26 protein-coding genes and 1 pseudogene are annotated in these 24,292 nt (G+C 63.2%); 19 read left to right on the forward strand and 8 right to left on the reverse strand.

Annotated elements, in window-relative coordinates:
* The 4 genes and pseudogenes from H145_RS25090 to H145_RS0117690 form a co-directional block, all read left to right on the forward strand.
* Positions 1 to 125, forward strand: a pseudogene (locus tag H145_RS25090) (transposase); the annotation flags it as partial.
* A gap of 142 nt (positions 126 to 267) precedes the next feature.
* On the forward strand, positions 268 to 1,341 hold the full coding sequence (locus tag H145_RS24325; protein WP_157541761.1) for a PIN domain-containing protein: 1,074 nt from the start codon (positions 268 to 270) through the stop codon (positions 1,339 to 1,341).
* A gap of 234 nt (positions 1,342 to 1,575) precedes the next feature.
* A complete protein-coding gene (locus tag H145_RS0117685; protein ID WP_262489240.1) occupies positions 1,576 to 2,346 on the forward strand; it encodes an NADPH-dependent F420 reductase in 771 nt (256 codons plus the stop codon).
* Positions 2,347 to 2,519: 173 nt separating this feature from the next.
* Positions 2,520 to 2,867 (forward strand): DUF3592 domain-containing protein, encoded by a 348-nt coding sequence (locus H145_RS0117690; RefSeq protein WP_019949493.1) that lies wholly within the window; start codon positions 2,520 to 2,522, stop codon positions 2,865 to 2,867.
* A 14-nt stretch (positions 2,868 to 2,881) separates the two neighbouring features.
* Here H145_RS0117690 and H145_RS0117695 read toward each other — a convergent pair whose 3' ends face one another.
* Together H145_RS0117695 and H145_RS0117700 are read right to left on the reverse strand one after the other, a co-directional pair.
* Positions 2,882 to 3,781 carry an ion transporter gene (locus H145_RS0117695; protein ID WP_019949494.1) on the reverse strand — a complete coding sequence of 300 codons (900 nt, stop codon included), beginning with the start codon at positions 3,779 to 3,781 and terminating at the stop codon, positions 2,882 to 2,884.
* A 114-nt stretch (positions 3,782 to 3,895) separates the two neighbouring features.
* A complete protein-coding gene (locus tag H145_RS0117700) occupies positions 3,896 to 4,822 on the reverse strand; it encodes an NmrA family NAD(P)-binding protein (RefSeq protein WP_019949495.1) in 927 nt (308 codons plus the stop codon).
* Positions 4,823 to 5,017: 195 nt separating this feature from the next.
* Here H145_RS0117700 and H145_RS24330 point away from each other — a divergent pair, with 195 nt between their 5' ends.
* The 5 genes from H145_RS24330 to H145_RS0117725 all read left to right on the forward strand — a co-directional run bounded on the left by H145_RS24330 (position 5,018) and on the right by H145_RS0117725 (position 8,225).
* Positions 5,018 to 5,179: a hypothetical protein gene (locus H145_RS24330; protein WP_019949496.1), complete on the forward strand. Its 162-nt coding sequence runs from the start codon at positions 5,018 to 5,020 to the stop codon at positions 5,177 to 5,179.
* Between the two features lie 149 nt (positions 5,180 to 5,328).
* A complete protein-coding gene (locus tag H145_RS0117710; protein ID WP_019949497.1) occupies positions 5,329 to 5,646 on the forward strand; it encodes a hypothetical protein in 318 nt (105 codons plus the stop codon).
* Positions 5,647 to 5,804: 158 nt separating this feature from the next.
* Complete coding sequence (locus H145_RS0117715) at positions 5,805 to 5,996, forward strand: cold-shock protein (RefSeq protein WP_019949498.1); 192 nt, start codon at positions 5,805 to 5,807, stop codon at positions 5,994 to 5,996.
* 119 nt (positions 5,997 to 6,115) lie between these two features.
* The gene (gene ctlX, locus H145_RS0117720) at positions 6,116 to 7,039 is read left to right on the forward strand and encodes a citrulline utilization hydrolase CtlX (RefSeq protein WP_019949499.1); all 924 of its coding nucleotides are present in this window, start codon (positions 6,116 to 6,118) and stop codon (positions 7,037 to 7,039) included.
* A 67-nt stretch (positions 7,040 to 7,106) separates the two neighbouring features.
* Positions 7,107 to 8,225 carry an SPL family radical SAM protein gene (locus H145_RS0117725; protein WP_019949500.1) on the forward strand — a complete coding sequence of 373 codons (1,119 nt, stop codon included), beginning with the start codon at positions 7,107 to 7,109 and terminating at the stop codon, positions 8,223 to 8,225.
* Between the two features lie 129 nt (positions 8,226 to 8,354).
* Here H145_RS0117725 and H145_RS0117730 read toward each other — a convergent pair whose 3' ends face one another.
* A complete protein-coding gene (locus H145_RS0117730; protein ID WP_033426415.1) occupies positions 8,355 to 9,869 on the reverse strand; it encodes a malate:quinone oxidoreductase in 1,515 nt (504 codons plus the stop codon).
* Positions 9,870 to 10,077: 208 nt separating this feature from the next.
* Between H145_RS0117730 and H145_RS21950 the strand changes: the two genes are divergently transcribed.
* Together H145_RS21950 and H145_RS0117740 are read left to right on the forward strand one after the other, a co-directional pair.
* Positions 10,078 to 10,497 carry a BLUF domain-containing protein gene (locus H145_RS21950; RefSeq protein WP_019949502.1) on the forward strand — a complete coding sequence of 140 codons (420 nt, stop codon included), beginning with the start codon at positions 10,078 to 10,080 and terminating at the stop codon, positions 10,495 to 10,497.
* Positions 10,498 to 11,310 (forward strand): class I SAM-dependent methyltransferase, encoded by an 813-nt coding sequence (locus H145_RS0117740; RefSeq protein ID WP_019949503.1) that lies wholly within the window; start codon positions 10,498 to 10,500, stop codon positions 11,308 to 11,310.
* Between the two features lie 179 nt (positions 11,311 to 11,489).
* On the opposite strand, the gene pncA is transcribed toward H145_RS0117740, so the two are convergent.
* Positions 11,490 to 12,101, reverse strand: a complete 612-nt coding sequence (gene pncA, locus H145_RS0117745; RefSeq protein WP_019949504.1) for a bifunctional nicotinamidase/pyrazinamidase — start codon at positions 12,099 to 12,101, stop codon at positions 11,490 to 11,492.
* 183 nt (positions 12,102 to 12,284) lie between these two features.
* Here pncA and H145_RS0117750 point away from each other — a divergent pair, with 183 nt between their 5' ends.
* Positions 12,285 to 13,226, forward strand: coding sequence for a hypothetical protein (locus tag H145_RS0117750; protein ID WP_019949505.1), 942 nt, complete (start codon positions 12,285 to 12,287; stop codon positions 13,224 to 13,226).
* Between the two features lie 123 nt (positions 13,227 to 13,349).
* Here the strand turns inward: H145_RS0117750 and H145_RS0117755 are convergent, their stop codons facing one another.
* Positions 13,350 to 13,889, reverse strand: coding sequence for a 2'-5' RNA ligase family protein (locus H145_RS0117755; RefSeq protein ID WP_019949506.1), 540 nt, complete (start codon positions 13,887 to 13,889; stop codon positions 13,350 to 13,352).
* Positions 13,890 to 14,010: 121 nt separating this feature from the next.
* On the opposite strand from H145_RS0117755, the gene hutI reads away from it, so the two are divergent.
* Together hutI and H145_RS0117765 are read left to right on the forward strand one after the other, a co-directional pair.
* Positions 14,011 to 15,282, forward strand: coding sequence for an imidazolonepropionase (hutI, locus tag H145_RS0117760; protein ID WP_019949507.1), 1,272 nt, complete (start codon positions 14,011 to 14,013; stop codon positions 15,280 to 15,282).
* A gap of 163 nt (positions 15,283 to 15,445) precedes the next feature.
* The gene (locus H145_RS0117765) at positions 15,446 to 16,252 is read left to right on the forward strand and encodes a PhzF family phenazine biosynthesis protein (RefSeq protein ID WP_019949508.1); all 807 of its coding nucleotides are present in this window, start codon (positions 15,446 to 15,448) and stop codon (positions 16,250 to 16,252) included.
* A gap of 26 nt (positions 16,253 to 16,278) precedes the next feature.
* Here H145_RS0117765 and H145_RS21955 read toward each other — a convergent pair whose 3' ends face one another.
* Together H145_RS21955 and ruvC are read right to left on the reverse strand one after the other, a co-directional pair.
* Positions 16,279 to 16,497, reverse strand: a complete 219-nt coding sequence (locus tag H145_RS21955; RefSeq protein WP_019949509.1) for a KTSC domain-containing protein — start codon at positions 16,495 to 16,497, stop codon at positions 16,279 to 16,281.
* 81 nt (positions 16,498 to 16,578) lie between these two features.
* Positions 16,579 to 17,217, reverse strand: coding sequence for a crossover junction endodeoxyribonuclease RuvC (ruvC, locus tag H145_RS0117775; RefSeq protein WP_019949510.1), 639 nt, complete (start codon positions 17,215 to 17,217; stop codon positions 16,579 to 16,581).
* Positions 17,218 to 17,452: 235 nt separating this feature from the next.
* Here ruvC and H145_RS21960 point away from each other — a divergent pair, with 235 nt between their 5' ends.
* The 5 genes from H145_RS21960 to H145_RS0117800 all read left to right on the forward strand — a co-directional run bounded on the left by H145_RS21960 (position 17,453) and on the right by H145_RS0117800 (position 22,745).
* Complete coding sequence (locus tag H145_RS21960) at positions 17,453 to 18,526, forward strand: lysylphosphatidylglycerol synthase transmembrane domain-containing protein (RefSeq protein WP_019949511.1); 1,074 nt, start codon at positions 17,453 to 17,455, stop codon at positions 18,524 to 18,526.
* On the forward strand, positions 18,523 to 19,707 hold the full coding sequence (locus H145_RS0117785) for a glycosyltransferase (RefSeq protein WP_026351610.1): 1,185 nt from the start codon (positions 18,523 to 18,525) through the stop codon (positions 19,705 to 19,707). Before H145_RS21960 ends, H145_RS0117785 begins: the two co-directional genes overlap by 4 nt.
* 185 nt (positions 19,708 to 19,892) lie before the next feature.
* On the forward strand, positions 19,893 to 20,150 hold the full coding sequence (locus tag H145_RS0117790; RefSeq protein ID WP_019949513.1) for a MarR family transcriptional regulator: 258 nt from the start codon (positions 19,893 to 19,895) through the stop codon (positions 20,148 to 20,150).
* The gene (locus H145_RS0117795) at positions 20,150 to 21,325 is read left to right on the forward strand and encodes an ABC transporter permease (RefSeq protein ID WP_019949514.1); all 1,176 of its coding nucleotides are present in this window, start codon (positions 20,150 to 20,152) and stop codon (positions 21,323 to 21,325) included. Before H145_RS0117790 ends, H145_RS0117795 begins: the two co-directional genes overlap by 1 nt.
* A 184-nt stretch (positions 21,326 to 21,509) precedes the next feature.
* Positions 21,510 to 22,745, forward strand: coding sequence for a PP2C family protein-serine/threonine phosphatase (locus H145_RS0117800; RefSeq protein ID WP_019949515.1), 1,236 nt, complete (start codon positions 21,510 to 21,512; stop codon positions 22,743 to 22,745).
* Between the two features lie 133 nt (positions 22,746 to 22,878).
* Here the strand turns inward: H145_RS0117800 and H145_RS21965 are convergent, their stop codons facing one another.
* The gene (locus H145_RS21965) at positions 22,879 to 24,285 is read right to left on the reverse strand and encodes an O-antigen ligase family protein (RefSeq protein WP_019949516.1); all 1,407 of its coding nucleotides are present in this window, start codon (positions 24,283 to 24,285) and stop codon (positions 22,879 to 22,881) included.
* Positions 24,286 to 24,292 lie beyond the last annotated feature (7 nt).

Raw genomic sequence — 24,292 nt, forward strand, 5'->3', positions numbered from 1 at the left:
AAAACAGTGGCTAGCCGGGCGGGGCGTGGAACTGCTGTTTCTGCCGCCCTACTCGCCCGACTTCACCCCCGTCGAGCAGGCTTGGAGCAAGCTCAAAACCAAGCTACGGGCGGCACAGGCCCGCACCCGCGAGGCGTTAATCGACGCGCTGCAAGAGGCCGTCAACTGGATTACCAGCGCTGATGCGCTCGGGTGGTTCAACCACTGCGGCTATCACGTCGCACAAGCGTAAAGATGGGCTAGATGTTCACGAAACCGCTATAGTAAATGGAAGGATTGCACATTTTTCTTGATACATCAGTATTGTATAAGGATCCTTTCTTTAAAGGTAATTTTTCTGGCAAAATACTTTCGCTAGCTAGAATGAAAAGCTCTAATGTTTATTTTTATATGTCAAGAATAGTACTTGATGAATTAGTTAGAAATTATGAAAAAATTATGAAAGGAGAAATTGATAAGTTGGAGAAAATAGTTTACGATTCTAAGCACTATAATTTTAATTTGTCTTCTAAAGTATTCATAGATGCGAAGGTTTCAGTTGATGGATTAAAAAGATTCTATCAAAACTTATATAATGAAGGTGTGCTTGAAATTTTGTATCATGAAGATTCAATGATGTCTGAAATAGTTCGTAGAGCTGTAAATAGAACGAAGCCATTTTCTGATAATAAAAACGAATTAAAAGATGCATTGACATGGCTTGTCTACTCTAAGTTTGTAGAGGATTATGAGTTAGATAGTTGTTATTTAATGACAGATAATGTAAGTGATTTTTGTGACGCGGACAAGTTGAAGAAAGGTGACTTAGAAATACATATTGAATTGCTGTCAGATACAAAGAGATTTAAAGTTTGTCGTTCATTCAAGGAGTTTGTTCAAAAAGAGGAGCAAGCCATTGGTGAGCTTTCTGGAAATTTCAAAAGGTGGCTAGACTATCAGGATTTTGATAACATATTTATTCTAAAGATGATAAAAGCATCTTTAGGGGATGAGATAAAAAACGAAATTAAGAATAAATTCACGTATTATGACTTGAATTATCTTTTTAATCTTGATTATGATGCTAAAGGATTTATAGCATTCAGTGAGACATTCTACATGTCTAATTTAATTGACTTAAATATTAATGTATTAGACGAAGAATGCATTATTTCTGGATCATTAAATATTTCATGTGATGTTGAAGGTTATGGATATTCAGCTGATAGTGATATAGAAAATGAGTATGCATTAATAGGAGAGAAGGAATTAAATATGAAGATTGGTTTTTCGTTTAGTTATGATATGAATGAGAAGCCATATAATTTTAGTGTAGATTCAATCGAAGTTCTAAAGAATTAGCGCTGATCAGATTGATTGGCAAGTGATTAATGACTTTGCAGTCAATAGCTGGAGCAATGAGATTCAATACAATGTGAAAACTATATTAATTAGGTGAGTACTTTGATAGAGAATTATACACTGTGTTTCAACAGTAAATCACCCACCGCCGCCCGAGCCCCGCTCCGGCGGCGGTGCTCGTTCTAACCGTACCACCAAGAAAAACCCAAACCCCCACTTCTACTGTTTACTACCCTGCGTCGGCACCATCACCGGCGTACGAACCAAACAACGCAACCTATGAACATCGGAATCATCGGCGCCGGCCACATCGGCAGCGCCCTGGCGGTGCGGCTCACCAGCCTCGGCCACAACGTATACATTGCCAACTCCCGCGGGCCCGAAACCCTCAAGGACGTGGAGCAGAAAACGGGCGCTACGGCCGTAACGGCCGAGGAAGCCGCCCAGCGCGGCACCGACCTCATCGTGGTAACCATCCCGCTGAAAAACATTCCCGACCTGCCCAAAGACCTGTTCGCGGGCGTACCGGCCGAGGTGCCCGTCATCGACACGAGCAACTACTACCCCATGCTGCGCGACGGCCAGATGCCGGAGCTGGAAACCGGCGAGCTGACTGAAAGCGGCTGGGTGCAGCAGCAGCTGGGCCGCCCCGTCGTGAAAGTGTTCAACAACATCCTCGCCGACCACCTCGCCCAGCCTGGGAAGCCCGCCGGCACGTCCGGCCGCGTGGCCCTGCCCGTCGCCTCCGACGATGCCGCCGCCAAGCAGAAAGTCATGCAGCTGGTAGAAGAGCTGGGCTACGACGCCATCGACGCGGGCAGCCTGCGCGAATCGTGGCGGCAGCAGCCCGGCGGCCCCATCTACTGCAACGACCTGCCCGCCGACCAGCTGCGCGAGCAGCTGCAGCGCCTCGGCACCAAGCGCACGCCGGAGCAGCACGCCGAGTATCTGGCCAACCAGCACCAGCAAGAGCAGGCTATGGCCGCGCAGGGCATCAAGCTATAGCAGCTGCCAGCCGGATAACACTAAAGAACAGGAGGAACACTGTAGGGGCGGGGCTTGCCCCCGCCCGCCGATGAACGGCCATATCCGGTTCCGTTCATCGGTGGGCGGGAGCAAGCCCCGCCCCTACGGCATTCAGGGGTCGGTAGAAGTACTAAACTCAGTATAAAAGGCGTATGGATTCTTGGACAAAGCTATTCATTGCCGCTATACTCATCATGACGGTGGTGCTGGCGGTAATAACCTATCTGAAAGCAAAGCGGCACTATGACCGGATGCAACAGCATGGCCTTCGCGCAAGCGGGGTGGTTGTTCGTAATAAGATTAGCTGGGGGCGAACCACGACTGTGCGGCCTATCGTGCGCTTCGTAACGCAGGACGGGAGGACAATCGAAGGGTTGTCAACTTCCGGAGTTGCTTTTGCCGTGCCGCGTTACCCGGAAGGCGCCAAAGTCGCGCTTCTCTATGACCCGGAGAATCCGCACGATTTCATGCTCGTATCCGCTGACCGGAGATACCTCTGACGAAGCCTCTACCGCTACACCGGGCCGCCGCAGTGCCAGCAGAAATCGGCGTCGGGGCGGTGGCCCTCGGCCTGGCAGCGGGGGCAGCGGGCCTGCTTGTAGGCGGGGGCCGTGGGCGGCGCATCGGCCAGCGCGGCCGCTGTTGCCGTAGCGGCTCCGGCCGCGGCGGCGTGGGCACTGGCGGCCGCCGTGCGCGACATCTGGGCCGATACGATGCCGGTGGGCACGGCAATAATGGCGTAGCCCATAATCATGAGCAGGGTGGCCAGCGTCTGCCCCAGCATCGTGCCGGGCGAAATATCGCCGTAGCCGACTGTGGTCAGGGTTACCACGGCCCAGTACACGCTTTTCGGAATGCTGGTGAAGCCGTTTTCACCGCCTTCGAGCACGTACATAAACGTGCCCATCAGGATGGCCAGCGTGAAGAGCGACGACAGAAACACCAGAATTTTGAAGCGGCTGGCCTTGAGGGCGCTCAGGATGAATTCGCCCTCGCCAATAAACTGGCCCAGCTTGAAGATGCGAAACACCCGCAGCAGCCGCACCGTGCGCACCACCAGCAGGTAGCGGCTGCCCACCAGCACCAGCGCCAGCAGCGAGGGCACCACGGCCACCAGGTCAATCAGTCCCAGCCAACTCAGGGCGTAGCGCAGCGGCCGGCGCACCACCAGCAGCCGCACCCCGTACTCGACCAGAAACACGCCCGTAAATACCCACTCCACCACCCGCAGCGCCGGCCCGTACCGGGCGTTGATGCTGCTCACGCTTTCCAGCATCACGGCCAGCACGCTCAGCACAATGGCCACCAGCAGCAGAATGTCGAACAGCTGGCCGGCCCGGGTATCGGCCTCAAAAACGACGCGGTAAATGTGCCGTTTCCAGGAAGCAGCGGTGGGGGAGGGGCGGTTGTCCATAAGCGCAAACGGTGGTAGCGCAAAGCTACGGCGGCCAACCCAAAGCCGGCCGGTCGGGCTAACGAACCGGGCCAGTATGCCGGGCCGCTGGGCTCGCTCCGGTGCGCTGCCCGGTTAGCGGCCGGCCAGCACCGTGCGCAGCGGCGCCCAGCGAATGTCGGGGTAGCGGTTGTTGTCGAGCGGACCCTGCAGCTTGGCGTCGCCACTGAGCATGTTGTGCAGATACTGCATGCCCTGCCAGGGCGGAAACACGTCGTCGGGGGCCGGCGCCAGGGTTTTGGTGAGCTTGATGAGCGTGCTCAGCAGGCCCAGACCGCCGGGCCGCAGCAGCCGGTAGCGCTGGCCGGTAGCGGCCGTAGCGGCCTCGCGTAGCTGCCGGGGGCTGGCCACGGCGCCGGCCACGCGCAGGTAGCGGGGCGTGCTGGGGTCGAGGGCCGCGGCGGCCGTAAAATCGGCCGTGTCCACCATCGTAGTGAAGTCGAGGGGCTGGTCGGGGCGGCCCCAGTACAGCACCAGTCGCGGGCCGGCCAGCACCACCGGCGCCGTGCCGCGCAGCAAATCCATGAACATGCCGTTGAGCACCGAGGTGGCCTGGATGGGCGCCGCATCGAGGCGGCGGGCAAATTCGCGGCGCAAATCGAAGTTGCGGTTTGAGCCCTCGGGTACCCGGGTGAAGTCGGCCGAAAAATCGGACGGGATGAAGCGCGGCACGCCGGCCGCCACGGCCGCCTCCAGCAGCCGGCCCTGGGTTTCCACCATCACCTCGCGCAGCCCGTTCAGCGCCGACACCACGCAGGTAGCATCCCGGCAGGCGCGGGTGAGGTCGGCCACGCTGTTGTAGTCCACGCCCGTTACCTCAATGCCCTGCTGGCGCAACGACTCGGCTTCGGCCCCGGCCAGGCTGGCCGGGCGCACCAGCGCCCGCACCTCGGCGCCGCGCCGCCGCAGGTGGTGGGCAATCAGCAGCCCCAGCTCCCCGGTGGCCCCGGCCAGTACAATAAGCGGTGCCGGCGTGGCGCCGGAAGTCGTTGATTCAGTCATAAAGCGAAAATCAGCAGCGAAGGAAAGGCGCCCGACAGCCGGCCAGCAAAGGGGCGGCACCGTGGCGGACAGCTGCTTTACCCGGCCGGCGGCCGTAAGGTTTAGCTTCGGTCATATCTGCCCCCAAAAGCACCGCAGCAAACCACCCAAGTACCAGCCGCAACAGGCCGCCGCGCCCGCTACATTTGCCGGCGTATGCAAGTTGCTGTCAAAGCCTTCGGGGCCCTGTTTGATGCCCTCGTGGTGCTGTTTATGAGCGTGAGCCGGCTGACGGGCCTGAGCTACGCCGAACTTACACCGGTTTTCAAATTAGTGTACAGCATATGGGGCCGGTGGGCAGTAGCGCGAACTTTGTAGTTCGCGTCCCCGCGCCAGTGGAGCCGCCCACACGGCGCGGGGACGCGAACTACAAAGTTCGCGCTACATGCGCTACCTGTACAACGACCTGAAAACTGCTCTAATATTCTGGTGTACTGCGGGCTGGTGCGCTGGGCTGGCTGGCACTGGTGGTGTGGCGGCAGTCGCGCTACAGGTGGCTGCTGCTGGCCGGCGCCGCCGCTTTGCTGGCGCTGGCGCTGCGGCTGCGGCAGCCCGGCAGCACCGGCCAGGGGTTCTACGACTACAACATTCGGGTGCTGGAGCTGCTGGGCCGCGCCACCGGCCTGGGCTACGTGCTGGTGTCGCTGCTGATGGGCGTGCTCGTGCCGGGCGTGGCGGCCGCCATGCTGCTGCTGGTGCCGCGGCGGTGGGCACTGGCACTCTGGGCCGGTTTCGGGCTACTGCTGCTGGGCTACTTCGGACTGGGCGCCCGGTTTGTTGGGTAAGCCGACCTGGGCCGACCGGCAGTTCTAAAAATAAAGTCTATCTTTAGCCCGTTAAAAGGCAACTTGCCAACGAGTCATCAACTCGGTTCAGCCCGCTGAATTGAGCCAACAGGTTCCGCTGCTGCTTGCTTTATCATCTCCACCTCCTACCAAGCATCATGCAGACGGGAACCGTAAAATTCTTCAATGAAACCAAAGGGTTTGGTTTCATCAACAACGCCGAAACCGGCGAAGACATCTTCGTACACGTAACCGGCCTCATTGACGAAATCCGCGACAATGACAAGGTAGAATTCGAAGTAGAGCAGGGCCGCAAGGGCCTGAACGCCGTGAAAGTGCGTCGCGCCTAGCCCCACCTACTTCTATAGAGTTGAAAAGCACGCTCCCACCCTGGGGGCGTGCTTTTTTGCGCGCCGGCGGTAGCCTGGCCGGGTTGATTTAGCGGAAAGATTTTCGGTAGTTTAGCCCCATGAAGCAAGCAGCCTCCACCGTATTTGTCGTCCGGCCCGCCCGGTTCGGCTTCAACGCCGAAACGGCCCTGTCCAACCACTTCCAGCAGGCCCCCGCCGACCTGAGCGCCGCGGCCGCCGAAACCCAGGCCGTAGCCGAGTTCGGGGCGCTGGTGGAAACGCTGCGGGACCGCGGCGTGCAGGTGCGCGTATTCGACGATACGCCCGCGCCCGCCAAGCCCGACGCCGTGTTCCCCAACAACTGGCTCTCGCTGCACGCCGATGGCCGCGCCGTGCTGTATCCCATGTGTGCCCCCAGCCGCCGCGCCGAGCGCCGCCCCGACATTGTGGCGGCTCTGGGCCAGGAGTTTCAGATAACGGAAGTGCTGGACTGGTCGGCGGCCGAGGCCGAAAACCGGTTTCTGGAAGGCACCGGCAGCATTATTTTCGACCACGAGCACCGCCGGGCCTACGCCGGCCGCTCGCCCCGCACCGAGCCGGGGTTGCTGGCCGAAGTCTGCGCCCGGCTGGGTTACCAGCCCGTCTCGTTTCGGTCGGTGGATGCGCGGGGGCAGGAAATCTACCATACCAACGTCATGCTCAGCATCGGCCCCGGCTTCGCGGTGGCCTGCCTGGAAAGCATTGTGGATGAAACCGAGCGCCGGGCGGTGGAAGACTCGCTGACGGAAACCGGCCACGAAATCGTGGCGATTTCGCTGGCCCAGGTGGCGCGCTTTGCCGGCAACATGCTGGCCCTGCAGCCGCCCGGCGGCCCGGTGCTGCTGGCCATGTCGCAGAGCGCCCACGACTCACTGACCGCCGAGCAGCGGCAGCAGCTGGGCCGCCACGCCGAACTGCTGCCACTGCCCATCCCGACCATCGAAACGCTGGGCGGCGGCAGCGTGCGGTGCATGTTGGCCGAGGTGTTTCTGCCCGAAAACTAGGGCGCAATTTCCCGCCGAAAAAGCGGTTTTCGGGAGTGTTTTGGGCCGAAAAAGCGTTACCTAACAGATGACGCAAACTGCCCTTTTTCCCTCGCTCGACATCCTGCCCGAACCTGCCGCAACCCCCGCGTTGGCCCCGCGCCAGCACGCCGCCAGGCTGTGGCTGCCCAAGCGCGTGGTGTTCACCCCGGCCGCCCTCGACGAGCCCTTCGGCCAGCAGATACTGGCCCGCGCCGAAAGCCACAACCTGGAAATCGAGCTGCTGAAAAGCAACCGCCTCACGGGCCTGCGCGGCGACGATGTGCGCGACACCTACCGTCGGGCCAAAAGCACGCTGGCCGTGGTGTGCGCCCCGCCCGGCGCCCGGCGCCTGCAGCCCACGCCCCCCTCGGCCGACTGGCAGATGAACCTGGCCGAAGGCTGCCCCGCCCACTGCCAGTACTGCTACCTGGCCGGCAGCCTCAGCGGCCCGCCGGTGGTCAGGGCCTTCGCCAATCTGCCGCAATTGCTCGAAAATACGCAGAACTACGAGCAGCCCGGCCGCACTACAAGCTTCGAGGTGAGCTGCTACACCGATGTGCTGGGTATCGAGCACCTCACCGGCTCGCTGGCCGAGTGCATCCGTTACTATGGCCAGCGCGAGGGCACGCACCTGCGCTTCGTGAGCAAGTACGACCACGTAGATTCGCTGCTGACGCTGCCCCATAACGGCCGCACCCGGGCCCGCTTCAGCCTGAACGCCGAGCCGCTGGTGCGCCGGCTGGAAGGTGGCACGGCCTCGGTTGAGGCCCGGCTGCAGGCCCTGCGCCGGCTGGCGTTGCCGCGTGCGCAGGGTGGGGGCGGCTACCCGGTGGGCGTGGTGCTGGCCCCCCTTATGCCGCTGCCCAACTGGCAGCACGAGTACCGCCAGCTGCTCGACCGCCTGGCCGCCGCCCTCGATTTCGACTGCGACCTGACCGTGGAATTCATCACCCACCGCTTCACGCCCGGCTCCAAAAACGTGCTGCTCGACTGGTACCCCAACACCAGCCTCGACCTCGATGAGGCCACCCGCGCCGTGAAGCGCAACAAGTTCGGCGGCACCAAATTCGTGTACCAGCCCACCGATATGCGCCAGCTCAAGGAGTTCTTCTACACCGAGTGGCAGGCCCGCTTCCCCAACGCCCCGGTACTGTACTGGACGTAAGTGCGGGGAGCGAGTATAGAACTGTCATCCTGAGCGCAGCGAAGGACCCATACAGAAGCTAACATTGATAGTTACCTTCTGTATGGGTCCTTCGCTGCGCTCAGGATGACAGTTGTTTCTAAATCCTCTCTACACCCCCAACTCTTCGGGCGTTACCAGGCCCAGAATGGTACTGGTGCGGGTGCGGGTTTTGTTTACCAGCTCGGGCTCGTCGGCCAGCTTATGGCCTAAGGTGGGTACCATTTCGCGGAATTTCGCCTGCCACTCGGGCGTAGCCGACTGCTCGGGGAAGCACTTCTGCACCAGATTCAGCATGATGCTGACGGCGGTAGAGGCGCCGGGCGAGGCGCCGAGCAGCGCGGCAATGGTGCCATCGGCGGCCGTTACTACTTCGGTGCCGAATTCGAGCACACCGCCCTGCTTTTTGTCTTTTTTGATAACCTGTACGCGCTGGCCGGCAATGGCCAGCTCCCAGTCCTGGGCCTGGGCCTCGGGCAGGTACTCGCGCAGGGCCGCCACCCGGTCGTCGGGCGACTGGCGCACCTGCTGGATGAGGTACTTGGTGAGCGACAGGTTTTTGAGGCCCGCCATAATCATGGGCTTCACGTTGCCGAACTGGATGGAAGCCGGCAAATCGAAGTAGGAACCCGTTTTCAGGAACTTGGTGCTGAAACCGGCGTAGGGGCCAAACAGCAGCTGTTTTTCGCCGTCAATCATGCGCGTATCGAGGTGGGGCACCGACATGGGCGGCGAGCCGACCGAGGCCTTGCCGTACACTTTGGCGTTGTGGCGGGCAATAACGGCCGGGTTCACGCAGCGCAGCCACTGCCCGCTCACCGGGAAGCCCCCATAGCCGGCGGCTTCCGGAATGTGCGACTTTTCGAGCAGCGGCAGCGAGCCACCACCGGCCCCGATAAACACGAACTTGGCCTGCGTTTCCACGTCCTGATCGGTTTCGAGGTTTTGGGTTTTTATGCGCCAGCTGCCGTCGGCGTTGTGGTGCAGCTTTTCTACTTCGTGGTGGAAGTGCATGGTCACGCCCGGCTTTTCTTGGAGCAGGTAGAACATGCCGCGGGTCAGGGAGCCGAAATTGACGTCGGTGCCCAGGTCCATGCGGGTGGCGGCCACGGTCTGGGCCGGGTCGCGGCCGTCCATCACCAGCGGCATCCAGCTTTCGATTTCGGCCCGGTCGTCGCTGAATTTCATGCCCTTAAACAGGGCCGACTCGGTGAGGGCGGCGTGGCGCTTGCGCAGAAACTCCACATTTTCGCGGCCCATCACGAAGCTCATGTGCGGGATGTAGTTGATGAAGCGCTGGATTTCCTTCACGTCGTATTTCTCCGTCAGGAAAGCCCAGAACTGCTTGCTCTGCTCGAACTGCTCGGCAATTTTGAGGGCCTTGCTGATGTCGATGGAGCCGTCGGGCCGCTCGGGCGTGTAGTTGAGCTCGCAGAAGGCCGAGTGGCCGGTGCCGGCGTTGTTCCAGGCGTCGGAGCTTTCGGCGGCGGCCACATCGAGGCGCTCGAAAATGGTAATAGTCAGCGTCGGATCGAGCTCTTTGAGCATCAGGCCCAGCGTGGCGCTCATGATGCCGGCGCCAATCAGCACCACATCGGTGGCCGGAAGGGAAGGAGTAGTAGGCATAGGGGAAAGAAGCTAAGTTGATACGTACGGGCCACGGCCTAAAAAGATAGAAGAAGCGCCCCGTCGGCGCCGCGGCCGGCGTCGGCGCTTGCCTATCTATCTGTAAAATTGTATATTGACTTTCTGCCCCAGCCCGATCGGGCGCGGCTCCGGCCGCGCTGCCCGCTGCCGGGCGGCGCCGGCTGCGACCAAACGAACCCCATCGGCTATGCACCACATTGTTTATTCGAGCCAGGTAGTGGGCGAGCTTAGCGAGAGTCTGCTGCGCGAAATGCTGCTCAAATTCCGGGAGAAAAACCACCAGGCCGACATCACGGGCATTCTGCTGTACTGCGATGGGCAGGTGTTGCAGGTGCTGGAAGGCGAGCGCACGGCCGTGGAGCAGCTCTACGGCCGCATCGAGCGCGACCGGCGCCACCGCGACGTGGTGAAGCTGGCCGATGGGCCGGTGAGTTGGCGCGAGTTTCCCGAGTGGTCGATGGCCTTTGCCGTAGCTTCGCCCGCCGCCTTTGCCGCGCTTTCCGGCTACTGCGACCCCAACAACCCCTGGCTGCCCCGCAACCAGGCCGGCCTGCTGATTCGGGAGCTGATCCGGGAGTTTATTCAACAAGCCCGCCTGACCGTTTAAATGAGCCTACCGCCCGATATTCCGGCCGATTACCTGGAGCTGAACCGCCGCCTCTGGAACGCCAAAACCGCCTTCCATCTCACCTCCGATTTCTACGACGTGGCCGGTTTCCGGGCGGGCAAAACGTCGCTCAACCCGCCCGAGCTGGCCCTGCTGGGCAACGTAGCCGGCCAGCACATCCTGCATCTGCAGTGCCATTTCGGCCTCGACACGCTCTCCTTGGCCCGCCTCGGCGCCCACGTTACGGGCGTCGATCTGGCCGATGAGGCCCTGGCCGCCGCCCGCGCCCTGGGCCAGGAATTGGGGCTTACGGCCGAGTTCGTGCAGGCCGATGTGCTGGCGTTGCCCGCCCGCTTCGATGGGCAGTTTGAGATGGTGTTCACCTCGTACGGCGTGCTGGGCTGGCTGCCCGACCTGGCGCAGTGGGCGGCCGGCGTGGCCCGCTGTCTGCGCCCCGGCGGCCGGCTGGTGCTGGTGGAGCTGCACCCCGCCGTGTGGATGTTCGACAACGACTTCACCCGCATCGAATACTCCTATTTCAACCGCCAAACCATCATCGAGCAGGAAACCGGCACCTACGCCGACCGCGCCGCCCCGCTGCAGGAAACGTCGGTGTCGTGGAACCACAGCCTGGGCGAGGTGCTGGGGGCGCTGCTGGGGCAGGGGCTGGCCATCCGCCATTTCGAGGAGTACGACTACTTGTGCTACGACTGCCTGAACGGCCTGCAGCCGGCCCCCGGTGGCGGCTACCAGCTCGCCCACCTGCCCGGCAAGCTCCCGCTCATGTACTCTATAGTCGCCCAAAAGCCGTAGGTTTTTTAGGGCTTAGTTGTTAGGGCTTAGGGCTTAGAAGAACGTCATTCAGAGCGCAGCGAAGAATCTCGCGTGAGCCGATTAGAACGGTTGTTGTTCAACGATTCACGCGAGATTCTTCGCTGCGCTCTGAATGATGTTCTTCTAAGCCCTAACACCTAACAACTAAGCCCTAACACCTAAGCTACCAATTCGGCGGTGGTTACGAATTGGGCGCCGCGCTGCTCCAGGTCGGTGCGGGCCTGCTGGTAGCCTTCGGGGCTGATGGCGCGGGCGGCGTCTTCGATGAAAAAGACCTGGAAACCTTGCTGCAGGGCATCGAGGGCCGAGAAATAAACGCAGAAGTCGGCGGCCAGGCCGGCCAGGTACACGGCGGTTACGCCGCGGCCGCGCAGGTAGTCGGCCAGGCCGGTACTTTTGCGGTGGCCGTTGTCGAAGAAGCCGCTGTACGAGTCGATGCCCGGGTCGGTGCCTTTGCGGAAGATGGCTTCGATGCGGTGCTGATCGAGGCCGGATACGAATTCGGCGCCGGGCGTGCCCTGCACGCAGTGGTCGGGCCAGAGCGTTTGGGGCAGTCCATTCAGCTCGCCCTGCTCGAAGGGCTGGCGGCCGGGGTGGGCACTGGCGAAGCTGCCGTGGCCGGCCGGGTGCCAGTCCTGGGTGGCCACCACCAGCCCGAAATGGGGCTGCAGCTGGTTGGCCAGCGCTACCACGGCGTCGCCGCCGGGCACGGCCAACGACCCGCCGGGCACGAAATCGTTCTGAAGGTCAATCAGCAGAAGAGCTTGCATAGGGCAAAACGGTAAAGTGAGCGGCCGGCGACGATGGGCACTGGGCGGAGCGGCGCACCCGCTGGCTGGCCGGGCAAACTTAGCCCAATCTGCCCACTCGGCGGCCGGCTCGCCCGATTCGTGCGTACTTTGCCCCGAATTGCGGACCGGGCCCGACCCGGCATCCGAAAGCACCCGAAGGCAATGACGAAGTTTTTTCTGGCAGGCCTGGGCCTGCTGAGCAGCCTGCCGCACGTAGCCACGGCCCAGACCCTGAACCCCGTTTCGGCCCCCGCGCCGGCCGCCCCGCAGCTGGTTACTGGCACGCAGGTGTGGCTAAGCCCGCCGCCCGGTTTCGGGCCGGCCGCGGGCTTCACGGGGCTGCGCCGCGGGCCCGCCGCGCTGCAGGTAATGGAAATGTCCGGCAGCAACTACTACCGGCAGGCGGCGGGGTTTGGTCCCGCCCGCTTCGCGGCCCGCGGCGGTAAAGTCATCAGCTTCAGCGCGCTGCAGGTCGATGGCTTCCCGGCCCAGCTGGCGCGGGTGCAGCTCAGCCCCACCCAGGAAACCAGCCAGCTGCTATTCGGCGACTCGACGTTTGTGGTGCTGCTCGACGCCCGCTACCCGGCCGCCGACACCGCTGCCGGCACCGCGCTACGCCGCAGCCTGCGCTCGGCCACCTACCGCCCCGCGGCCGCCGATGCGCCGGTCGCGCTGGGCAACACCGTGTTCGTGCTCGATGAGCAGAAGTCGCCTTTCGCGCTGGCGCTGGCCCGGCAGGGCACCTACACCTACACGCTGGGCGGCCAGCGCAAGCCCGACTACGGCCCCGAGCCGCTGCTCACCGTCAGCACCTATCCCTACAACCCGTCCATCACGGCCGCCGACATCAGCGCCCAGCTCCTGACCCGCCCCGACGGCCCCCAGGCCTTTAAGCCGCGCAAAATAACCTCGGGCAAAGTGAACGAGCTGGTAACTTACGAAACCGAAGGCTTTGCCCAACTGCGGGGCCAGCGGGTGCTGGTATATCAGCAGGTAACGGTTATCGGCAGCACTGCCGTGGCGCTACAAGGCATTGCCCGCCAGGAGTTCGACCAGGCCCTGGAGCAGTTCAAAGCCCTCACCCACACGATTAAGGCACGTTGAGGTGATGGGGTGATGGGGTGATAACGCCTGTCATCCTGAGCTTGCGAAGGACCTATACAGAAGGCAATACTTGACGTTAGCTTCTGTATAGGTCCTTCGCTGTGCTCAGGATGACAGTTGCCATTAATCCAAGGCCTCACCCTCAAACGGAAACTGTGCCAGCGCCTCCCAGGGGCCGTTGCGGTAGGCCCACAGGGCCAGGCCGGTGCCGATAATATTATAGGGCTCGAAGCTGGCGGCAAGCTGCTCGTGCAGGGCGCGGGCCGCGGCGGGCGTTACCTTGTTTTGCACCGTGATGTGGGGCCGCAGCGGCTGCCTATCCTGGGGGCGCAGGTGTGCGGCCCAGCGGCTCTGCAGCGTGCGGTGCAGCTGCCGCAGTTGGTCGTTTTCGAGGAAATACGCCACGCCCTGGCCCAGAAACCGCACGCCCGCCACGCGCAGCGGCAGGGGCGGGGTGGCGGCGGCCAGCTCCTGTAGCTGCCCGGCGAGGCGGGCGTAATCGGCGCCCGGCAAATGGTGGAAAAGCGTGACGTGCGCCCGCAGGTAGTTGCGGGCCGGCGGGAAGTGGGCCGTGCGCAGCTCGTCGAAGTGCTGCTGGGCTTCGTCGTTGAGTTGCAGCGTCAGAATCAGGGGTGCGTCGATGGGGGCAGGCGGCACGGGCATACGCAGACAAATACCCCGATACGTAACCTGGGTGCCTCAGGGCTGAGCCTGCTGGCTACAGACAGAGTTGGCCCTACGCGGCTTCTGTGCATCTTTACCCGCCTGACTTCTGCCCTTTGCCATGCCCTACACCCTCCTGATTCGCCACTGCGGCCAGCTGCTCACGCTGGCCGGCCCGCCTGCCACCCAGCCGCTGGCCGGCCCCGACCAGGCCAACTGGCGCATCATCGCTGACGGCTACGTGGCCTGCGAAAACGACCGGATTGTGGCCATCGGGCCCATGGCCGAACTCGATGAAAGCCAGCTCACGCCCGCCACGCACATCGTTGAGGCGCATGGCCGGGTGGTAATGCCCGGGCTGGTAGAATGCCACACGCACCTCGTGTTCGGTGGGCAGCGGGCGGCCGAGTTCGAGCGCAAGCTGCGAGGCGAGTCGTACCTCGATATTCTGGCTGGTGGCGGCGGCATCCTGAGCACCGTGCGCGCCACCCGCGCCGCCTCCAACGACGCGCTGCTGACCGATGCCCTGCGCCATTTGGCCGACTTTCGCCGCTACGGCGTCACGACCCTCGAAGCCAAAAGCGGCTACGGCCTCGACGCCGAAACCGAGCTGCGGCTGGTGCGCGTGGCCCGCGAGGCCGGCCGCCGGCAGCCCGTGCGCGTGGTGCCCACCTTCCTGGGCGCCCACGTGCCCGGCCCCGAGTACGCCGGCCGCCCCGCCGACTACCTGGCCATGCTCGTGAACGACGTGCTCCCCCAGCTTGATCCAGCCGAAGTGCCGTTCGTCGATATTTTCTGCGAGCAGGGCGCCTTCAGCGTCGCCGACTCGCGCGCCTACCTGACCGCGGCCCGCGAACGGGGCTTCGGGCTGAAAATCCATGCCGAGCAGATGCACGAGCTGGGCGGCTGCGAAATGGCCGCCGAGCTGGGCGCCATCAGCATCGACCACGCCGACTACCTCTCGGCGGAAGCGGCCGCCCGCATTGCCACCGCTACGCAGGGCCGCACGGTGGCCGTGCTGCTGCCGCTCGTGCCGCTGTTTCTGCGGTTGGAGCAGTACGCGCCGGGCCGCGCGTTTATTGATGCGGGCCTGCCGGTGGCGCTCAGCACCGACTTCAACCCCGGCTCGTGCCCCAGCAAAAACCTGTGGCTGGCCCTGAGCATGGGCTGCCTGAAAATGGGCCTCACGCCCGCCGAAGCCGTGGCCGCCGTGACGCGCAACGCCGCCTGGGCCATCGGCCAGCAGCAGGAGTGCGGCAGCCTCGCGCCGGGCCTGCGCGCCGATATCCTGGTGCTGAACGTGGCCACGCTACCCGAAATCCCCTACTGGCTGGGCGACAACCCGGTGCACCAGGTGTTTATCGGCGGCGAGCTGGTCGAGGAAAATCCGTGAAAACGAAGCGGTGCGGCAGCACTGGCAGAGGAGCAAAAGGCCGGCACACGGCTAACCCCAAGCGGCAACGCCACTGTTGGCTTGAAGCACTATAGCCGCCGAAACCGTAGTTTAGCCGGGCCGCCGGATTTCGGTGGCGCTGGTTTTACTTTACTACTCCGTTATGCTGCTGCCCCTGTATCAGGTCGATGCCTTCGCCGACCGTCCGTTTGCCGGCAACCCCGCCGCCGTGTGCCCCCTCACCGCGTGGCTGCCCGACGCTACCATGCTGGCCATTGCCGCCGAAAATAACCTGGCCGAAACGGCTTTTTTTGTGCCTAAAGCCGACGCGGCGCACGAGTACGAAATCCGTTGGTTTACGCCGGCCGTGGAAGTGGAGCTGTGCGGGCACGCCACGCTGGCCTCGGCGCACGTGCTCTACCGCCACCTCAATTTCCAGCAGCCCGAAATTGTATTCCACTCGAAAAGCGGCCCGTTGCGCGTAAGCCAAGCCGAAAACGGTATGCTGACCCTGGATTTCCCGGCCCGCCCGCCCCAGCCGCTGGCCCGCCACCCCGATGGCCTGACCGACGGCCTGGGCGCCACCCCGCTGGCCCTGCTGGCCGGCCCCGACCTGGTATGCGTATTTGCCTCCGAGGCCGAGGTGCGGGCTCTGCGCCCCAACCAGGCCCGGCTGGCCGAAGTGGAGTTCCGCGGCGTTATCGCCACGGCCCCCGGCACCGACGGAATCGATTTTGTATCGCGCTTTTTCGGCCCCCGCGTGGGCGTGCCCGAAGACCCGGTAACCGGCTCGGCCCACACCACGCTGGTACCCTACTGGGCCGAACGGCTAAATAAAACCAGCCTCCGCGCCCGCCAGGTATCGGCCCGCGGTGGCGAGCTGTGGTGCGAGCTTCGCGGCGAGCGGGTGCTGATGAGCGGCTCTGCCGTCACCTACCTCAAGGGCGAAATCGAGTTGGGGGAGGCGTAAATGGGGATGCCGGGCAGCTGCGCCCGTTACCCCCGCAGCTGCTCGCGCCCGAAGCCCCCGCGCTCCACCACCTGCTCTACAAACAGCGCCTTGCCCGGCACCTGCAGCAGCGCCTGGTGCAACTCCTCGGGCACGCCGGTGTAGCGCACCAACCCGCCGTGGCGGTACTCGATTTCCAGGGTTTGCGTGGCCGGGTCGTAGCCCACGGCTTTGAGGGATGTGGAGCGGATGGGGCGGCGCTGCATCTTGACCAATAGGAGGTTGCGAATAATGGGCCAAGATGATAAAATTATTCGCTTCAAGAAATTTTGCTGGCTCCCGCCTGCCTACGCCGCCGGCTTCTTACGGGTCGCAGCTACCTTTTTGCCGGCTACCGGGGCGGCGAGTTTGGTGGGGTTGTCGGCCAGGAACTTGCCCCAGCTTTTACCACCGGCCTTCACGTTGTTGCCCTTCTGGTAGTGGTGGCACAGGGCCACGCCCAGCGCGTCGGTGGCGTCGAGGAACTTGCTGGCCTCGGCGATGGGGGGCAACGTGAGCGTCTGGCGCAGCATGTGGGCCACCTGCTCCTTGGTGGCGCTGCCCGAGCCCGTAACGGCCTGTTTGACTTTGGTGGGCGCGTACTCCACGTACGGAATCTGGCGCGAGAGGCAGGCGGCAATGGCCATGCCCTGGGCCCGGCCCAGCTTGAGCATGCTCTGCACGTTCACGCCGAAAAATGGGGCTTCGATGGCCAGCTCATCGGGCAGGTACTCGTCAATCAGCTCCAGCATTCGCTCAAAAATGCGCTTGAGCTTGAGGGCGTGGTTGGAGCCCAGCTTCTGCATGTCGATAACGTCGTAGCAGAGCACCGTCACCTTCTGGCCCCGCACCTCAATCACGGCGTAGCCCATCACGGACGTGCCGGGGTCGACGCCCATAATCACCTTGGGCAGCAGTTCGGAAGAGGAAGCGAGGGGAAGAATCATTTGTTGGGAGCTGCAAGGGTTGAGCTGCAAGCTGCAAGCTGCAAGCCTCAAGCTGTAAGTTATGTGGGCGCTGAGTTGGCTCGACTGCGCAAAAGCAGGCAGTATGCCTGAATACGAAGAGGCTATACCCAGCTTGCAGCTTGTAGCTTGAGGCCTGTAGCTCAAGCAAAGGCGCTAACTTGCCGAAATTACGCAACCCGCCGCTATTTTGCCCGCTTCGCCGCCTCAAAGCTACATGCAAACTCCCGAAACCAGAGCCCCGGCTGGCACCCGGCCGGCCCGGCGGGGGGGCTGGGTGGTGGCGGCCAAGCTGGGCATTACGCTGCTCACGCTGGGCTTGCTGTGGCATTCGCTCGTGGATAACGAGGCTACGGCGGCCGCGTGGCGGGGGCTGCTGGCCCGCAGTCTGGGCGGGCAGGGGCGCGGGCCGGTGTTGCTGGCGCTGCTGCTGGTGCCGCTCAACTGGGGCCTCGAAAGCTGGAAGTGGTGGCGGCTGGCCCAACATCTGGAACCCGTGTCGTTCCGGCGCAGCTTTCGGGCGGTGCTGGTGGGCCTCACGCTGGGGTTCGTGACGCCCAACCGGGTGGGCGACTACGCCGGGCGCATTATGGAGCTTAAAAGTCGCCGCCTCGATGCGCTGGGGGCCGTGTTTCTGGGGCGCTATTGCCAGCTGGTGGCCACGGTGGCGGCTGGTACGTTGGGGCTGCTGTATTTTGGCCTACGCTTTTACCTGAACGGCTATCCGGCCGCGCAAACCGGACTGGTGGTGCTCACGCTGCTGATTAATCTGGCGGTGCTGCTGCCGCTCTACCACTCCGAGCTGCTGGTGGCGGCCGTAAATTCCGTGAAGATTCTGCGTCGCTTTAGCCGCTACCTGGCCGTAATGCCCACCTACCCGGCCCGGCTGCTGACGGAGGTGCTGCTGATTTCGGGCCTGCGCTACCTGGTGTTTGGGGCGCAGTTTGGGCTGCTGCTGCTGGCTTATGGGGTGCAGGCGGCCGTGGGTCCGGCGGCGGCGGCCGTGGCGGGCACCTTCCTGCTCAAGTCGCTGGTGCCCTCGCTCAATGCCCTGGCCGATGTGGGCGTGCGCGAGCTGTCGGCTACCCATCTGTTCGGACTGCTGGGCCAGCCGGCGCTGCCGGTGCTCAGTGCCAGCCTGAGCTTGTGGGTGCTCAATATTGCCGTGCCCAGCGCCGTAGGGCTGATATTCGTGCTCCGCCTGAAAGTGCTCCGTAAGCGCCGCACCGCACCTGCTGCCGGTGCTGCTGAAACCAACACGGCCACCGATACCAACATCCCGACCATATGAGCAGTGCGTGGGGTTTGTTGCTGCTGGCGTTTCCGGCGCTGTATGCGGGGCAGATGCTGCGCCTGCGGCGCGCCTGGCAGCAACTGCCGGTGCCGGAGCTGTCACCGCTGCCTGTCGTTGTCGGCGAAGCATCCAGCGTGCCCGAACCAGCTACCACGCCGCGCTTCTCGGTGCTCGTGGCCGCTCGCAATGAAGCCGCCAGCCTGCCGCTGCTGCTCGCCGACCTGGCCCGCCAGGGCCTGCCCGCCGACGAGTTCGAGGTCATCATTACCGACGACCACTCAACCGACGACACGGCCGCGCTATTGGCTGCTGCCGCCGCAACGGCGGCTTTCCACTTGAAAGTAGTGCGGCTGGCCGACATGCCGGGAGCCGGAATGGGCAAGAAAGCGGCTTTGCAGGCGGCTCTGGCGCACGCCCGCGCCCCCTGGATAGTCTGCACCGATGCCGACTGCCGCGTGGGGCCCGACTGGCTGCGGGCCTACGCCGCACTGCTCGATGGGGCGGACTCCGAAGTGAACTTCGTGAGCGGACCGGTGCTGCTGACGGGGCCGGATACGTTGTTGCAAAACCTGTCGGGGCTGGAGTTTGCGGGGCTGGTGGGCGCGGGCGCGGCGGGCATTGCGGCCGGCACGCCCACCATGTGCAACGGCGCCAACCTGGCCTACCGCCGCGCGGCCTTCGAGGCAGTGGCCGGCTACGAGGGCAACGCCCACCTGCCCAGCGGCGACGATGAATTCCTGCTCCACAAGCTGCACGCGGCGTTTCCGGGCAGCATCCGGTTTCTGAAACACCCGGCCGCGCTGGTGCGCACGGCCGGGCCGCCCACGCTGGCGGCGTTGCTGCGGCAGCGGGTGCGCTGGGCCAGCAAGTGGCGGCATTACCGACACCCGCCTTCGCAACAACTGGCGGTGCTGGTGCTGCTGGCCAATTTAGCCCCAATGGGTGGCCTCGTGGCCTCGGTGTGGCTTCCTGCGCTGCTACCAGGAGCGGCTGCGGGCCTGGGCATCAAGCTGGTCACCGACGGCTGGTTTCTGGCCCCGGTGCTACGGTTTCTGGAGCGTCGGCACTGGCTGGCCTACGTGCCGCTGCTGCAGCTGGCCTACGCGCCTTACGCTCTGCTGATGGGCCTGGCGGGCCTGCGTGGCGGCTACGAGTGGAAGGGTAGGAGGGCAGGGTAGGGGCGAGCTGCAGCGCGTGCCATAGCCAACCATGCCGCCGCAATAGTTGAGGCATTGCGAATCTGAAGAAGTTGTGGTTAGCTAAACAGCTCTCCTTTACCTCCACGTATTCCTCATGCGCCTCTCTGCACCGAAAACCCCGCCCGAACATTTACCTTTACCTTTCACAACCTGCCCTTCCTGCCGTGACCGACGCCGAATTTGATGTTCTCGACGAGCTGTACTTCGTCACGCCCTTTGCTGATCTGCTGAAAAAAACCGGCCTGCCGCGCCCCGAACTCGTGGAAACCCTGCGCCGGCTGATGGACGTGGGCTACGTGCGCAGCTTCTGGCCCGACCCCGACACAGAGCTGGCCTACGAGGAAAGCTCGTTCGGGGCCCTGGTGGGCGACTGCCAGTTTCTGGCTTCCAAGGAAGGTCTGCTGCAACACAACACCCGCTGATGCCCGCTTCCGCCGCTGCCGTAACTGCGCCGACGCCGGCCCGCTCGCCGGGCTACTACGTGCGCCAGCGCCTGCAGCGCAACCTGCCGGCCATGCTCGGGCTGGGCTTTATCGTGCTCTGTACGCTGGTGGCCCTGCTGGGCTACTGGGTGCTGCCCGATAACTCGCCTTCGGCCAACAACGGCCTGGTGCAGCTCCAGAAGGAGGCCCCCGGCTTCCGGGCCACCATCCTGCGCCTGCCCCGGCCCGACGCGGTGCGCGACGCCGCCGACAACCCGCTGCGCACCTGGTGGCAGGGCCGCGCGCCGCGCTACCGCGAAATCCCCATCGGCGGCTACCAGATTGTGGGCGACTCGCTCATCACGCAGCCCTACCAGAACCACTCGGCCCTGGCCGACCAGCGCCAGGCCTACGCCCTGAGTGCGGTGGCCGGCCAACCCGGTTCAGCGGCCGAATTGGCCCCGCTGGCCCGCCAGAACATCATTCAGCGCACCTATTGGCTGGGCACCGACAAAGCCGGGCGCGACGAGCTGAGCCGGCTGCTGCTGGGCACGCGCATCAGCTTGGGCATCGGGCTGGTGGCGGTGCTGATTTCGGTGCTGCTGGGCATGCTGGTGGGGGCCGTGGCGGGTTACGTGGGCGGCTGGCTCGACTCGCTGCTGCTGGGTTTGATGACCGTGGTGTGGAGCATTCCGGGCATCATGCTGGTCATTGCCATTTCGCTGGCCCTCGACAGCAAGGGCGTCTGGACCTCGTTTGTAGCCGTAGGCCTCACCATGTGGGTCGATGTGGCCCGCGTGGTGCGGGGGCAGATGCTGAGCTTGCGTTCGGCGACTTTCGTGGAGGCCGGCCGGGTGCTGGGCCTGCCCCAAAGCCGCCTGATTGCCCACCACCTGCTGCCCAACATGACCGGCCCGCTGATTGTGCTGGCCACGAGTAATTTTGCGGCGGCCATTCTGCTCGAAGCCGGCCTGAGTTTCTTAGGTTTGGGCGTGCAGCCGCCGGCCCCGTCGTGGGGCCTGATGGTAAACGAGGGCTTCCAGCTGCTGGGCACCCGCGCCGGCCTGTGGCTCACGCTGCTGCCGGGCCTGGCCATCAGCCTGCTGGTGCTCAGCTTCAACCTGCTCGGCAACGGCCTGCGCGACGCCTACGACCCCAAAACGCCTTTGGCGTGAGGTGAGATAGTGAACTGGTGAAATAGTGAGTTTTATGTTCAAAGGACCTGCTTGCGCTGACTGCGCGAATAGCCCCACCGGATTTTGACCCACCATCTGCACCGCTTGCTCTGTCTGCACCATTCGCGCCGTAAGGTTTTCCGAACGTCAAACTCACTATTTCACCAACTCACTATATCACCTTATGCCCAATACTACTCCTGAAAAAAAGTTATTCCTGAAAGAGCGGGAGTTGGGGGCGCTGCTGGAAATCACCCAGGCCATCAACCAGGACCATACCGAGGCCGCGCTGTACCGGATTTTCCAGTTCACGCTGCTCGGCCAGCTCAACATCCGCCGGCTGGTGCTCTACGTGCTCGAAGAGGGTAGCTGGCAGTGCATGACCTGTTTCGGCACCGGGCAGGTCGATTTCCGGCAGGTAGCGCTGCCGTCGCTCATCACCAATACCTGCACCAGCGCTTCGCACCGGCTCGCCGAAATAGCGGGGCTGGAAGCCGTGTGGGAAAGCCTCGAAGTGGTGATTCCGGTGGGCAGCAACGGCCAGGTGCTGGCCTACGTGTTCATCGGCAATGCCCACGACGATTACGCCGGCGAGGAAGCCCTCAAGTTTCTGCAGACGCTGAGCAACATTCTGGTTGGCGCCATCGAGAACCGCCGGCTGGTGCGGCAGCGGGTGGCTTCGGCGGCCATGCGCAAGGAAATCGAAATTGCCCGCGAGGTGCAGACCATGCTGTTTCCGCAGCGCCTGCCCAACGACGCCCATTTGGCCGTGCACGCCAGCTACGTGCCCCACACGGCCGTGGGCGGCGACTACTACGACGTGGTGGAGCTCGACGCCGGCCGCCTGCTGTTCTGCGTGGCCGACGTGTCGGGCAAGGGCGTGGCGGCCTCGCTGCTGATGTCGAACTTCCAGGCCGGGCTGCGCACGCTGCTGCGCCAGGGCGCCGACCTGGCCACGGTGGTCAACGAGCTTAACCACCTCATCTTCCGCAACGCCGGCGGCGACAAGTTCATCACCGTCTTTTTCGGCCTCTACGACCGCACCACCCGCGAACTGCACTACGTAAACGCCGGCCACAACGACCCGCTACTGCTGCTCGACGGCGGCGGCGCCAGCCAGCCGCTCAAAGAGGGCACCATCATGCTGGGCGTGATGGAGGACCTGCCCATGCTGAAAGTCGGCCACCTCGTGGTGCCGCCCCACAGCCTGCTGCTCACCTACACCGATGGCCTGACCGAAGTGTTCGACGCCGAGCAGAACGAGTTTGGCGAGGAGGGCGTGCTGCGCGTGCTGCGCCAGAACCGCTACGCTCCCCTCGGCACCGTGCACGCCGAACTGTTGCGCGAAATCACCGCCTTCGACCAGGCCGGCACCGGCTTCGCTGACGACGTAACCATCCTGAGCTGCCGGTTTAAGTAGAGGCGTAAGATGAACGTCATTCAGAGCGGAGCGAAGAATCTCGCGTGCTACTCGTTGGAATAATCTTCAACGGGCAGCACGCGAGATTCTTCGCTCCGCTCTGAATGACGTTCCTTTTCTCACTTCTCACTTCTCACGCTTCCAGCCTCTCCGCCTGCACCCAGGTGCCCAGCCGCACCAGCATGGCCAGGTTGATGAAGAAGAAGGAGCCGATTTTGTCGACTTCCACCAGCTCGTTGAGCAGTAGGTGGAAAGTGATGATGACGAAGCTCAGGCCGCAGGCCAGCACCACGGCCCGGTATTCGGAGCCGGGCGCAGTGCGGTGGTACAGGGTTTCGATGGTGATGAGCGTGGCCCCGACCAGCGCAATGAACAGCAGCATGCCCGGGAAGCCCTGCTCGGCCAGCAGCAGCAGAAAGTAGTTGTGGGTGGTAGATTTTTCGGTGTTGTCGCTCACGTAGGTGCGGAAGCTGCTCACTGTGTAGCGCTTGTACTCGGGGTAGAAAGTGTTGGGCCCGCTGCCCACCAGCGGCTTATCGGCGGCCATGCGCGCGGCGGCCACCCAGCGGTACACCCGCTCCATGCCCGACACGTCTTCGAGCTTATAAGTGGCTTCCAGGTGCTTCTCGAAGTTCTCGCCGTTGAATACGGTTTTCTCGAAGTCGGGAGCGTAGAGCATGTAGTTGTTCTGGCTCACGAAGTAGCCCGCCCCGGCCAGTGCCGCCACCAGCACGCCCGCCAGCAACAGGCGCGTCTGCCGCAGCCGCATCACCAGGTAAAACAGGCCCGCCACCGGCAAACTCAGCACCGAGGCGCGGGTGTAGGAGAGCAACAGGCCTACCAGCACTAACCCCAGCACTGCACCCCATCCCAACCGTGCCGCGCCCTGCCGGCTGCGCCAGCGGTAAAAGATGAAGGGCAGCAGCAGCGCCAGCACGGTGGCGTAAATGACGTGGTTACGGTAAAAATCGTGCACCGCCCACTGCGTGGCATCGAAGGCAAAGCCTCTGGTAGCTTGCTTAACCAAGACCACCACCACCGTAAAAACAGTCCCGGCGATATAGAGCATCGTCACGCGCCACAGGTCGGCAGGACGACGTAGTAGTAGCAGCGTGCCCAGCACAAAGGGCGTCAGGTACCAGCTTTTGGCCAGCAAATACTTAATGGACTTAGTGCTATCGACCGAGAAAAAGGCCGACACCAGCGCCCACAGTAGCGTAAGGGCCAGAATAACGAGCAACGGGTGCGTCAGCTCGCGGGCCGGCAGCCGGTGGCGGCGCATGAGCAGGCTGGCGCCAATGCAGCCGCTGAGCACCAGCATCAGCGGCTCGGAGGGCACGTCGAGGCTGAGGCTGCCGCTCAGCGAAATCTCTTGCGAGAAAGGCAGCGTCAGGAAAAACAGCCAGTACACCAGCCGCCAGTCAACCAGCAGCACTACCAGGCCCAGGCCGGCCAGCGCCGGCAGCAGCGGCAGCGGCGAGGCCAGTAGCGCTGCTCCTGCCCCACCTAGCAGCAGCAGCAGCAGCAGGATTACGAACAACCGCTGA

Source organism: Hymenobacter aerophilus DSM 13606 (assembly GCF_000382225.1).
In the GTDB taxonomy this organism is placed as follows: domain Bacteria; phylum Bacteroidota; class Bacteroidia; order Cytophagales; family Hymenobacteraceae; genus Hymenobacter; species Hymenobacter aerophilus.